This is a genomic window from Janthinobacterium sp. GMG1 (genome assembly GCF_034427795.1).
Lineage (GTDB): Bacteria > Pseudomonadota > Gammaproteobacteria > Burkholderiales > Burkholderiaceae_D > Janthinobacterium.
The window spans coordinates 73434-85595 of sequence record NZ_JAXQNT010000003.1; the positions used below are offsets into that span (position 1 = coordinate 73434).

Here is a 12162-nt window from a genome sequence, read left to right on the forward strand (position 1 = left end):
CGGCGCAGCGTCAGGGCACGGGGGTGCGCAGCGGCAAGCCGGCAAAGTGGGCGGCCAGGTTATCGACCACCAGTTGCCCCATTGCATGGCGTGTTTCCACGGTCAGGCTGCCCACGTGCGGCGTGAGCACCACGTTCGGCAAGGCGCGCAAGGCGGCTGGTACGCGCGGCTCATCGGCAAACACGTCGAGGCCGGCCGCGCCCAGGTGGCCGTCCTGCAAGGCGGCGATCAAGGCCACTTCGTCGATCAGCGCGCCACGAGCGATATTGATCAGCGTGCCTTGCGGGCCGAGCGCGTCAAGCACGCTGCGGTCGATGATCTGCCGCGTGGCCGGCGTGCCTGGCGCGCAGACGATCAGGTAATCGCTTTCCTGCGCCAGGGCCAGCAAGGATGCGGCGCGCGGCACAGTAGTGCCTGCAATGGCGCGCGGCTGGAAGTAGCGCACGTGGACGCCGAAGGCGACCAGGCGCAGCGCGATGGCTTGGCCGATCTGGCCGAAACCGAAGATGCCGGCCGTCTTGCCGCGCAGGCTGGACGCGGGGGCGATGGCCTCGCGGCGTTCCCAGCCGCCGTCGCGCACGAAACGGTCGAGCGCCACGATATGCCGCGCGCTGGCCAGCAGCAAGGCCAGCGCCACGTCGGCCACGTCATCCGTCAGCACGTTCGGCGTGGTGGTGACGGCGATGCCCCGCGCGCGCGCCTGGTCCAGCGCCACGCCGTCGAGGCCGACGCCATTGACGGCGACAATTTCCAGATTCGGCAGCAAGGCCATGTCGGTGGCGTTCAGGCCCAGCGCGCCCGTCGTGACGACGGCGCGGATGGCCGCAGCGCGCTGGGCCAGCCAGGCGTGGCGCTCTGGCGCCGGCACTTGCCAGGCGTGGTGGCAGGTGTATTGCTGTTCCAGCTGCGCGTTGACGGCAGCCGAAGGGCTGGGAGCGAGGATGAGGAGTTCGGGGAGCATGGGAGTCCTGGGTCATGTCACATGAAGTGCAGACGCAACTTAGCATATTTGACGCCTGGCCGGGGGCGGCTGCCCCGCAATCGCCGTCATGCCCCTGCAGTCTGCGCGGTCTTCAGCCCGGGCAAGGCACGCGTTTGACCTTGCCGCCAGTCCTGGCCGGATCGGCGCCGGCGCCGGGATTCTCGGCCATGCCATAGCACGTGGCGCCGCCGGCGCTGACGACGCGCGTGGCGGGCCGGCCATCGGCCGTCAGAAATTCCTCCACGCGGATGACAGGGCCGCCGCGCCAGGCGGAGGCGACCAGCTTCTGGAAAGTGCTTTCGCTCTTCATGTCGGCAGCGGCCAGCCATGGCTGGTCCTGCTTCAGTTCTCCACGCAGGGCCTTGTCGGCGGCGCCCGCCGCCAGCCGGGCGCGCGTGCGCAAGTCTGCCGTGGAAGGTGCCGTGGCCGGCGCGACAGGGAACTCCTCGGCCGGTACGGTGACGGCCTCCGCTGCCACGGCGGGCGGTGCGAAGATGACGGACGGCGCGGCGGGCGCCGCACTGGCCCGCGCGCGTGGCAAAGGAGCCGGCATGGGCATGGGCAAGGCCATCGGCGGCGTCTGCGTCAGCGGACGGGACGGCAGCAAGGTCATGAACGCCACTTCCGTGTATTGCTTGAGTTGCCGCGCCGGCAGCAGCAGGAAATACAGGCCCAGCACGTGCATGGCCAGGATCAGCGCGACGGCCGCGCCTTTCAGGCTCAAGCCGTCCCGTATGCGCAGGCGCATGGAAGCGGACGGTAGATGGCGGTGCAATGGCATGCTGTTTCCTGTGGGCGCGGGGCGCGACGGCACATTTTAGCGAAACTTGGATATGCGCATTAATAAATCCACAAGGTATCGCCTGGCGCGCCTTTTTCCGCCAGATTCCAGTCCCTGGCTGGCCCGGTGTTGTACAAATGGCGACTTTTTTGATCGCTTTCTCACACTTTCCCACGCGCTGCGCCACGCTGGAATATAATGATAATCATTCTCATTAATATCCAGATAACTCCATGCGCACCTTCCACCTCGCCCCTACCCCGTTCGCCCTGGCCGCCTTCCTGCTGGCCAGCACCGCCGCCCACGCTCAAACCACCTCCACCGCACCGGCCGGCGACGCGCAAACCATGCCGACAGTGGTCGTCAACGCGTCGGCCGATGCGTCGGCGGAAGGCTTGTCGAAGGCGTATGCGGGTGGACAGGTTGCGCGCGGCGGACGTCTGGGCTTGCTGGGCAATGTGGACATGATGGACACGCCTTTCAACAGCACCAACTATACGCAGGCGCTGATCCAGGACCAGCAGGCGCAAGGCGTGGGCGATGTACTGCAAAACGATGCCGGCGTGCGCGTCACGCGCGGATTCGGCAATTTCCAGGAGATGTACATGATCCGCGGCTTCGCCGTGAACTCGGACGACCTCGCGTATAACGGCCTGTATGGCTTGCTGCCGCGCCAGTTTGTCGCTTCCGAGTTGCTGGAGCGCGTGGAAGTGTTCCGTGGCGCGAATAGCTTCATCAATGGCGCGGCGCCCGGCGGTGGCGGCGTCGGCGGCACCATCAACCTGGTGCCCAAGCGCGCCACCAATACGCCGCTGACACAAATTACGGTCGGCACGGAAAGCGGCGGCCAGGGCTATGTGGCAGCGGATATCGGCCGCCGCTTCGGCCCTGACAACAATATCGGCGTGCGCATCAATGCCGTACGCCGTGATGGCGACACGGCCGTCGACCGCGAAAAGCGCGAACTGAGCGTATTCTCGATCGGCGCCGATTACCGCGGCCGCGATTTCCGTCTGTCGGCTGACGCCGGCTACCAGGAACACAAGCTGCGCAATCCACGCCCGAGCGTGAGTGTGGCCAGCGGTGTGGCCGTGCCCGCCGCGCCTGATGCCAGCAGCAATTTCTCGCAGAACTGGACGCACTCCAACGAACGCGATACGTTCGGCACCTTGCGCGGGGAATACGATATCGCCAAGGATGTCGTGGCGTGGGCAGCCATGGGCTTTCGCAACGGCGACGAATCGAACGTGCTGGCAGCGCCCACGGTAAACAGTGCATCCGGCGCCGCCGGCTCCTACCGCTTCGACAATACCCGCCACGATAGCGTCCGTACGGGCGAGATCGGCGTGCGCGGCAAGCTGCGCACGGGCAGCGTCGGCCATACCATCAGCGCCACCGCGTCGACGTTCTGGTCGCAATCGAAGAACGCCTACGGCATGAGCGATTTTGTGACAGGTTTTGGCACCAACATCTATGCTCCCGTGCAAGTGGCAGCACCGGCGCCAACCTGGTTCATGGGCGGCGACCTCGCGCATCCGCTGGTGACTTCCCGCACTATGTTGTCAAGCTTTGCCGTAGCCGACACCATGGCCTTTGCCGATGACAAGGTGTTGCTGACCGTGGGCGTGCGCCGCCAGACCATCAAGGATGATTCCTACGACTACAACACGGGCGCGCGTTTTGACAGCAGCAGCTACGACGAAAGCATTACCACGCCTGTGCTGGGCCTGGTGTATCGCCCCATCAAGGAAGTATCCCTCTATGCCAACTACATCGAGGGCTTGCAAAAAGGCGCGGTCGCGGGCGGCGCGGGCGTGACCAATGTCGGCGATGCATTTGCGCCCTACAAATCGAAGCAGAAGGAAATCGGTGTCAAGTATGACGCTGGCCGCATCGGCGCCAGCCTCGCGCTGTTTACCACCAAGCAGCCATCGGCCTATGTGGAGAACGGCATCTTTGGCGTGTTTGGCGAACAGCGCAACCGAGGCATCGAATTGTCCGTGTTCGGCACGCCGGCACGGGGCCTGCGCCTGCTGGGTGGCCTGACCCTGCTCGACACACAGCAGATCAGCGCCAAAGACCCCGCCAATGTGGGCAAGGATGCCCTCGGCGTGCCAGGCACCCAGCTGAACTTCGGTGCGGAGTGGGATGTGCCCGGCGTACATGGCCTGGCCTTGACGGGGCGCACCCTGTATACGTCGAAGCAATACCTCGATGGCGCCAATACGCAGAAAGTGCCATCCTGGACACGCCTGGATCTGGGCGCACGCTACCTGACCACCATCGCCGACCGCGCCGTCACCCTGCGTGCGCGCCTGGATAACGTGACCGACAAGAACTACTGGGCGTCCGCTGGCGGCGCATCGGGCGCGGGTTATCTGGTGCTGGGCACCCCGCGCACCGTCGTCGTGTCGGCGTCCGTGGACTTCTAAAGCTTTCCGTTCACCTGCACAAAGGCTGCCCCTTCCCTGGGGCAGCTTTTTTTTCGTGCGCGCCTGTGCCGCAAGCGGCGCTTCGGCGACAATGCCCGCATGAAACGACTCCCTGCCCTGCTACTTTTGCTTTGCCTGTCCCTGCCGGCCGCTGCCCAGAAGCAAGCCGCCTGCCCGTATGCTGCCTGGAAAAGCGGCTTCAAGGGCGATGCGCGGGCGCAAGCCACGTGCTTGCTGCGTCCCGTCAAGCTGTATGCGCGCCTGGGCGACAGCGCGCCGCTGCCGGATTTTCTTGCCGCCCGCATCGGCCAGCGCACGGGCTTCGACCCGGCCCGGTTGCGCGCCTGGCTGGCGGAACAGGGGATCGCCGAGGCGGACGTGGGCGGCGCCGTCGACGCCCCGCTGTCGCGCGCCGTGGGCCGGCTGGCCGCACCGATGGCCCGCTATTTCGTCATCCACGACACCAGCTACCCGAATTTCCTGCTGGAATCCATTCCCGCCCATATCAACGACGCCAGCTGGGATTTCAACGATTTTACGACGCGCAATCCGGCGCTGGGCGGCGGTCCGAAAGGCCATGTCTACGTCAACCGCCTCGGTGATTCATTGGCCGTGCGCGACTTTGGCACGGCCAGCTATGCCAGCAAGCTGGAAAAGGACAAGCCGTCGCTGACGGGCCTGTTCCTGCACGTGGAACTGGTGCAGCCGCGCCACTCCGTGCCCAGCGGCGGCAAGGGCAACGATGGCCTGGCGCCCGATCCGGGCTTTACGCCTGCGCAATACGAGCGCCTGGCCCTGTTGTATATCGCCGCCAGCGTGCGCAAGGGGACGTGGCTGATCCCCGCCTTCCACGCCGTGCTCGATACGGGCTTTGCGAATGGTCATGATGACCCACAGAACTTTTCCCTGGCCGAATGGTCAACCTCGCTTTCCCGCCTGCATGCGGCCCTGCGGCTGGCCGAAACTGGACAATAAAGCGTTTCCCTGACGGCTGAATTGGCGCATACTATTAAGAGCATAGCCATTCCTGTCAGGGAGTTCAGGTGAATATTGCGACGGATCATCAGGCGGATCACCAGGCCGGCGTGCGCCAGCCATTGCAGCGCGCGCAGCGCATCTTTGCCATACGCGACGCCGTCCTTGGCGCCTGGGAACAGCGCGTGCGCGCCAGCGTGCGCGGCGCGGACCGCTTGCTCACACCCATCCTCATCAACACCTTGCCAGCCTTTTTCGACAACCTGGCCGAAGCCCTCACCCCAGGTCACCCGCGCGACAATGCGACCAGCAACAGCAACGTACCCGCCGTGCATGGCAACGAACGGGCGCGCATGACCAATTACGGCCCGGAACAGGTGATCCAGGAATACCAGATCTTCCGCGACTGCTTCGCCGCCACCGCGCATGAGTCCGGTATCACCTTGCGCAGCAAGGATTGGCAAGTGATCAACAAGTCGATCGACGTGGGCATCCGCGAATCGATACGCGAATTTACCAGCATGCACGAAGGTTTCCGGCGCCGCGTTGCGGCCGGCCTGTCGCACGACATGCGCAATCCGCTGGCCGTCATCAGCACCAGCGCCCAGTTGCTGCTGCGGCCAGCGGACCCGGAACGGGTGGTATTGCTGGCGCACAAGATTGTCGAACACAGCAAGCGGCTCGACAGCATGATCGAGGAATTGCTCGATGGCCTCAGCTACCATCAGGGCCAGCAGTTGCCGCTGGTGCTGAGGCAGTTTGACGTGCTGCCGCTGGTACACGCCGTGGCCGGCCAGGTCAACCTGCAGCGGCCGGACAAATGCCAGGTCAGCGGGCAAGCCGTCGTCGGCTGGTGGTGCGAGAACTCGCTGCGGCGCGCGCTGGAAAACCTCGTCGGCAATGCCCTCAAGTATGGCGACGACGCACCCATCAGCGTGCACGTGGAAGCGGTCCACGAACGCCTGATCGTCACCGTGCACAATGGCGGCCACGCCATCGCGCCGGAACAGGCCGCACGCATCTTCGACTACTTGCGCCGCGAGAACGACAGCCCCGCCCCAGGCTGGGGCATCGGCCTGCCCTTCGTGCAGAGCGTGGCCGAAAGCCACGGCGGCAGCATCGCCGTCGACAGCGCGCCCGAAACGGGCACCAGCTTCATCTTCGACGTGCCCGTCGATTGCCGGCCCTTCGTCCAGCCCGCCGACGTCCCCAAGAGTGACGCTTAGCGCACCAAATTAGTGCAAAGAATGGCGCAACGCCACAAAAGTGGTCATCTTTACACCTTCCCTCGGCTCCCCCTGTTGGCACGCTTCCTGCTGAGCTATACGTAGACACGGCTCAAGGGAAATCACAACATGGCAAATTTTTTCAATGAAATGACTGCAAATGAAGTGGGTACGGACAGCAAGGTACGTGAACACTATCGTGAATTCAGCAATTGGCTGGAACAGCAATCCCCCGAGACCATCGCCCGCAAGCGGGCCGAAGCCGACCTGACGTTCCGCCGGGTCGGCATCACGTTCGCCGTCTACGGCGACGATGCCGGCACGGAACGCCTGATTCCGTTCGACACCATCCCGCGCATCATCCCCGCCGCCGAATGGGCGCAGATGCAGACAGGCCTGGTGCAGCGCGTGCAAGCCTTGAACATGTTCATCCATGATATTTATCATGAACAAAACATCATCAAGGCGGGTATTATTCCCGCCGAGCAAATCTACAAGAATGCCCAGTACCGCCCGGAAATGCAGGGCATTGCCGTCGCCTCCGACATCTATGCCCACATCGCCGGCGTCGACATCGTGCGCGCGGGACAGGGCGAATTCTATGTGCTGGAAGACAATCTGCGCGTGCCGTCCGGCGTGTCCTACATGCTGGAAGACCGCAAGATGATGATGCGGCTGTTCCCGGAACTGTTCGCCCGCAACCGCATCGCCCCCGTCGACCACTACCCGGACATGCTGCTCGACAACCTGCGTTCCGTCGCCCCGATGGGCATCGATGACCCGACGGTGGTCGTCATGACGCCCGGCATGTACAACTCCGCCTACTTCGAGCACGCCTTTTTGGCCCAGCAGATGGGCGTGGAACTGGTCGAGGGCAAGGATCTGTTTGTCAACGACAATTCCGTGTACATGCGCACCACGCGGGGACCGAAGCGCGTCGACGTGATCTACCGCCGTGTGGACGACGACTTCCTCGACCCGCTGGCCTTCCGCTCCGATTCCTCGCTGGGCGTGCCGGGCCTGCTGTCCGTGTACCGCGCCGGCCGGGTGACCCTGGCCAACGCCATCGGCACAGGCGTGGCCGACGACAAGTCGATCTATCCTTTTGTTCCCGACATGATCAAGTTTTACCTGTCGCAAGAGCCGATACTCAACAACGTGCCGACGTACCAGTGCCGCAAGCCTGCCGATTTGTCCTACGTGCTGGCGAACCTGGCGAAACTCGTCGTCAAGGAAGTGCATGGCGCGGGCGGCTACGGCATGCTGGTGGGGCCCGCGTCCAGCCTGGCGCAGATCGAGGATTTCCGCCAGCGCCTGCTGGCCAATCCCGGTGGCTACATCGCCCAGCCGACACTCGCCCTGTCCGCCTGCCCCACGTATGTGGACGCCGGCATCGCGCCGCGCCACATCGATTTGCGCCCGTTCGTGCTATCCGGCAAGACGATTTCCATGGTGCCCGGCGGCTTGACCCGCGTGGCGCTGGGCGAAGGCTCGCTGGTGGTCAACTCCTCGCAAGGGGGCGGCACCAAGGATACCTGGGTACTGGAAGCCACATCCGCTTTTGCAGGAGAAAAAACATGCTGAGCCGCACTGCCGATCATTTGTTCTGGATGGCCCGCTACACGGAGCGGGCGGAAAACACGGCGCGCATGCTCGACGTCAACATGCAAACGTCCATGCTGCCGCAGTCCGAGCAGGACGCGGAGCAAGGCTGGCGCGCCACCCTGGGCATTTCCGAGCTGCAAAGCGCGTACGACCACAAATATGGCCGCTTCCACACGCGCGACGTGCTCGACTTCATGGTGCGCGACCCGAACAACCCGTCGTCCATCCTCGCCTGCCTGACGGGGGCGCGCGAAAACGCCCGCGCCGTACGGGGCACCCTGACGACGGAAGTGTGGGAAATCCAGAATGCCACCTGGCTCGACATGCAGAAACGCCTGAAAAGCAACTTGCTGGAAACGGACCCCAGCCAGTTCTTCGAGTGGGTCAAGTACCGCTCGCACCTGTCGCGCGGCGTGACACTGGGCACCATGCTCAAGGACGAGGCGATTCACTTCATCCGCCTCGGCACTTTCCTGGAACGGGCCGACAACACGGCGCGCATCCTCGACGTGAAGTTCCACGGCGCGCGCGACACGTCGAAAGACATCACCCAGCGCGATTTCTACTACTGGGCGGCCCTGCTGCGCTCCGTTTCCGGCTTCGAGATCTACCGCAAGGTCTACCGCGACGTCATCACCCCGGAACGGGTGGCGGAATTGCTGATGCTGCGCGGCGACATGCCGCGCTCCCTGCTGGCCTGCATGGATGACGTGGTGGAAAACCTGAAACACATTCGCAACGATGTGTCGGCCGATACGGAGCGTTTCGCCGGGAAATTGCATGCGGAGCTGAAATTCGGCCATATCGACGACATCATGAAGGCGGGTTTGCACCATACCTTGACGGAATTTCTCGAAAACATCTATGACCTGGGCAACCGGGTCAGCCGCGACTTCCTCGTTCCCTTGGCGGCCTGATGCAGCTCACTATCCGCCACGAAACCCATTACGCCTACAGTGCGCCGCTGGCCTACACCATCCAGCAGCTGCACCTGACGCCGCGTATCGAGCCGCAGCAGCGGGCTCTCTCCTGGCAGATTTCCACGCCAGGCCAGTGCCACGCCTACACGGATGCCTACGGCAATCTGTCGCACATGCTGACGATTAACGGCAGCCATCACTCCCTGAGCCTGGTAGCGCACGGCGTGGTGGAAACCATCTACCCGCACAAGGGACGGCTGAACCTGGTCGATACCCTGTCGCCGCTGCTGTTTACCATGCCGACGCCGTTGACCCTGGCCAATCCCGCCATCCTCGACCTGGCGGCCGCCAGCCTGCCGGACCGGGACGTGACGGCCGGCACGGGCCACTTGCTGCGCCTGGCCGAGCACATCGTCGGCAAGGTGGCGTATGAAAGCGGCGCCACCATGGTCACCACCACGGCTGGCGACGCGCTGGCGCTGGGGCGCGGCGTGTGCCAGGATCACGCGCATCTGTTCCTCGCCTGCTGCCACGCCTGGGGCATCCCGGCCCGCTATGTGTCCGGCTATATCGATCCGGGCACGACGGGCCATGCGGCCAGCCATGCCTGGGTCGACGCATGGACGGAAGACACGGATTTCGCGGGCTGGGTCAGCATCGACGTCACGCATGCACGGCTGATGACGGATGCGTATTGCCGCCTGGCCATCGGGCGCGACTACGATTCGGCAGCGCCCGTGCGTGGCGTGCGCCAGGGTGGCGGCACGGAAACGTTACGGGTCGATGTGCAGATCGTGCCTGTCTAAAATGGCCAGGAATGAGGCTGGCCGGGCCTTGCCAGCAGGTGGCAAGGCCCGGCTGGTGTAGAATGCTTCCCCTTTGACTTGATTTACGACGATGACTTATTGCATAGGCATGCGCCTGAACGAAGGCCTGGTCTTCCTGTCCGATTCCCGCACCAATGCCGGCGTGGATCAGGTGGGCACCTTCCGCAAGATGAGCGTGTTCGAAAACCCGGGCGACCGCATGCTGGTCCTGATGACGGCCGGCAACCTGTCGATCTCGCAGGCGATCCGTCAGATCGTTTCCGAACACGTCGATGCGGACGGACGCAGCATCTGGAACGTGGCCAGCATGTACGATGCGGCGCGCATCGTGGGTGAAGCCGTACGCACCGTGCACTTGCGCGAAGCGAAGGCCCTGGCCGACTGCGGCATCGATTTCAATGTCAGCATTATATTAGGCGGCCAGATAGGCGCCGAGCGCTGCCGATTGTTCCAGGTGTATTCGGCCGGCAATTTCATCGAATCGCACGATGAAAACACGTATTTCCAGATCGGCGAAGCGAAATACGGCAAACCCATCATCGACCGTGTCATCAACCCGTTCACGCGCCTGGACGAAGCGGCCAAGTGCGCGCTGATCTCCATGGATTCGACCCTGCGCTCGAACATTTCCGTCGGCTTGCCGCTGGACTTGCTCGTCTACGAGACGGGCAGCCTGGCCGTCACGCGCTTCGTCACCATCGATGAAAAGAACCAGTATTTCCGCATGATCCGCGACACGTGGGGCGAACAGTTGAAACATGTGTTCGAAGGCATCGTCGATCCCGTGTGGAACGCCGCGCCGGAAACGACGACGAACGTATTGTCATCGGCCAATATGCACAGCAAGCCCGTGCGCGTAGCCATCCCCGAGCACGTGAGCCGCGGCGGCCTGACCGTGGCGCCCCTGCAATCCTTGGCGCAGCAGTTCAGCGACGACAAACAGCATTGATGTTAGCCGCACCCGCTGCGCGGGGCGCTGGACAAATCGCTTTTCGCGTGCTTTTATGGCAATATGGGTTGACATTCAATCCAGATTGACATGAAAGGCAGGTGGCGCATGGACTTGATCACTTCCGCTGTCGTGGCGGCCATCGGGCATGGCGCGCCGGGCCACGCTCCCGAAGCCGTGGCCAGCCACTATGAACGGCTCAAGCAGGCCATCGCCAGGTTCGACGGCGCCGCCGCCATCCTGGCCGCGATCGCCGCGCTGGAAGCCGAGCCCGCCAATACCCAGCTGCAACTGGCCCTGTCGGCCGCCCTGTCCGGCGCGAAAGTGCCGGACGACATGGGAACCCTGTTTGCCGCGCAAGGCTTGCTCGATGCGCTGCAGCGGTCTTTTTCCCAGGCGCCCGACGTGGAAGCCGTGCCCGCGCCGGCCGATAAAGGCGCCGTCGTGTCGAACTATGCCGTCGTCAAAGTGTATTTCGCCACGGACCGCCAGCGCGACGTGGGCAAGCCGCCGGCCCAGCGCTTCAGCGGCGAACGCAACATCAAGAGTGGTAATGGTCCGCTCAGCTATGGCAGCTGCGACATCAGCATCCCCCGCGACCACCGCATGGGCCAGCTGGAATCGCCGTCGCTGTGGCGCCTGGAATTTCGCGACGATCCGGCCAAGCACGTGGTGCTGCTGTCCGCCGAGGTGCAAGACCGCGACAACTTCTTTGCCGCATTAAAAACGCAGATCCGCGCTTCGGCCGGCAAGAGCACCTTTGTCTTCGTGCACGGCTACAACGTGAGTTTCGAGGATGCGGCGCGGCGCACGGGACAGATGGCCTACGACCTGGGCTTTGACGGCGCGCCCGTGTTCTACAGCTGGCCGTCACGCGGCGAGGTGGCCGGCTACACGATCGATGAAAACAATATCGAGTGGAGCACGCCCCACCTCACCGACTTCCTGGCCGACTTTCTTGCCAGCACGGAGGCGGCGCAAGTGTATCTGGTCGGCCACAGCATGGGCAGCCGTGGCCTGGCGCGGGCCGTGGCCGACTTGCTGGCCGCGCAGCCGCAGCTGGCGCAAAAGATCACGGAAATCATCCTGTCCGCGCCCGATATCGACGCGGCCATCTTCAAGCACGATATCGCGCCGAAACTGGCCGGCGCGCGCAATCCCGTCACCTTGTATGCCTCGTCGCAAGACCTGGCCCTGGCCGCCTCGAAAACCGTGCACGGCTACGCGCGCGCGGGCGACAGCGGCGCCGGCATGCTGATCGTGGCGGGCGTGGAAACCATCGACGCCACCGGGGTCGACACGAGTTTCATGAAACATGCGTATTTCGCGGAAAAGCGCTCCGCCCTGTCCGACATGTTTTATCTGATACGCAACCATGCGCGCGCCGACCAGCGCTTTCTCGACCCCGTCGATACGGTGGCCGGCCGCTATTGGACGTTCAAACCATGACGCCGTTCCATCGAGT

Annotated in this window: 10 protein-coding genes; 8 read left to right on the top strand and 2 right to left on the bottom strand. The window is 64.0% G+C overall.

Translation table 11 applies throughout. The features are described 5' to 3' along the window. Nucleotides 1–10: 10 nt before the first annotated feature. Nucleotides 11–961, bottom strand: a complete 951-nt coding sequence (locus tag SJI03_RS09205; protein ID WP_322426938.1) for a 2-hydroxyacid dehydrogenase — start codon at nucleotides 959–961, stop codon at nucleotides 11–13. 112 nt (nucleotides 962–1073) lie between these two features. Beyond that, on the bottom strand, nucleotides 1074–1763 hold the full coding sequence (locus SJI03_RS09210) for a hypothetical protein (RefSeq protein WP_322426939.1): 690 nt from the start codon (nucleotides 1761–1763) through the stop codon (nucleotides 1074–1076). A gap of 233 nt (nucleotides 1764–1996) precedes the next feature. Here SJI03_RS09210 and SJI03_RS09215 point away from each other — a divergent pair, with 233 nt between their 5' ends. The 8 genes from SJI03_RS09215 to SJI03_RS09250 all read left to right on the top strand — a co-directional run bounded on the left by SJI03_RS09215 (nucleotide 1997) and on the right by SJI03_RS09250 (nucleotide 12146). Then, nucleotides 1997–4195 carry a TonB-dependent receptor gene (locus SJI03_RS09215; RefSeq protein ID WP_099376796.1) on the top strand — a complete coding sequence of 733 codons (2199 nt, stop codon included), beginning with the start codon at nucleotides 1997–1999 and terminating at the stop codon, nucleotides 4193–4195. Nucleotides 4196–4294: 99 nt separating this feature from the next. Next, nucleotides 4295–5170 (top strand): hypothetical protein, encoded by an 876-nt coding sequence (locus SJI03_RS09220; RefSeq protein WP_322426940.1) that lies wholly within the window; start codon nucleotides 4295–4297, stop codon nucleotides 5168–5170. A 68-nt stretch (nucleotides 5171–5238) separates the two neighbouring features. Then, the gene (locus SJI03_RS09225) at nucleotides 5239–6396 is read left to right on the top strand and encodes a HAMP domain-containing sensor histidine kinase (protein ID WP_322426941.1); all 1158 of its coding nucleotides are present in this window, start codon (nucleotides 5239–5241) and stop codon (nucleotides 6394–6396) included. 129 nt (nucleotides 6397–6525) lie between these two features. Continuing rightward, a complete protein-coding gene (locus SJI03_RS09230) occupies nucleotides 6526–7980 on the top strand; it encodes a circularly permuted type 2 ATP-grasp protein (protein ID WP_322426942.1) in 1455 nt (484 codons plus the stop codon). Continuing rightward, entirely contained in the window at nucleotides 7974–8918 is a 945-nt protein-coding gene (locus SJI03_RS09235; protein WP_099376800.1) for an alpha-E domain-containing protein, read from the top strand. Before SJI03_RS09230 ends, SJI03_RS09235 begins: the two co-directional genes overlap by 7 nt. Further along, a complete protein-coding gene (locus SJI03_RS09240) occupies nucleotides 8918–9727 on the top strand; it encodes a transglutaminase family protein (RefSeq protein WP_322426943.1) in 810 nt (269 codons plus the stop codon). The genes SJI03_RS09235 and SJI03_RS09240 overlap by 1 nt, the downstream gene beginning before the upstream one ends. 91 nt (nucleotides 9728–9818) lie before the next feature. After that, on the top strand, nucleotides 9819–10697 hold the full coding sequence (locus tag SJI03_RS09245; protein ID WP_092604876.1) for a peptidase: 879 nt from the start codon (nucleotides 9819–9821) through the stop codon (nucleotides 10695–10697). Between the two features lie 108 nt (nucleotides 10698–10805). After that, nucleotides 10806–12146: an alpha/beta hydrolase gene (locus SJI03_RS09250; RefSeq protein WP_322426944.1), complete on the top strand. Its 1341-nt coding sequence runs from the start codon at nucleotides 10806–10808 to the stop codon at nucleotides 12144–12146. The last annotated feature ends 16 nt before the right edge of the window (nucleotides 12147–12162 follow it).

What these genes read in the sequence shown, in the direction of transcription:
- SJI03_RS09205 (WP_322426938.1), bottom strand. Translation starts at nt 961, where the DNA reads ATGCTCCCCGAACTCCTCATCCTCGCTCCCAGCCCTTCGGCTGCCGTC.
- SJI03_RS09210 (WP_322426939.1), bottom strand. Translation starts at nt 1,763, where the DNA reads ATGCCATTGCACCGCCATCTACCGTCCGCTTCCATGCGCCTGCGCATA.
- SJI03_RS09215 (WP_099376796.1), top strand. Translation starts at nt 1,997, where the DNA reads ATGCGCACCTTCCACCTCGCCCCTACCCCGTTCGCCCTGGCCGCCTTC.
- SJI03_RS09220 (WP_322426940.1), top strand. Translation starts at nt 4,295, where the DNA reads ATGAAACGACTCCCTGCCCTGCTACTTTTGCTTTGCCTGTCCCTGCCG.
- SJI03_RS09230 (WP_322426942.1), top strand. Translation starts at nt 6,526, where the DNA reads ATGGCAAATTTTTTCAATGAAATGACTGCAAATGAAGTGGGTACGGAC.
- SJI03_RS09235 (WP_099376800.1), top strand. Translation starts at nt 7,974, where the DNA reads ATGCTGAGCCGCACTGCCGATCATTTGTTCTGGATGGCCCGCTACACG.
- SJI03_RS09240 (WP_322426943.1), top strand. Translation starts at nt 8,918, where the DNA reads ATGCAGCTCACTATCCGCCACGAAACCCATTACGCCTACAGTGCGCCG.
- SJI03_RS09245 (WP_092604876.1), top strand. Translation starts at nt 9,819, where the DNA reads ATGACTTATTGCATAGGCATGCGCCTGAACGAAGGCCTGGTCTTCCTG.
- SJI03_RS09250 (WP_322426944.1), top strand. Translation starts at nt 10,806, where the DNA reads ATGGACTTGATCACTTCCGCTGTCGTGGCGGCCATCGGGCATGGCGCG.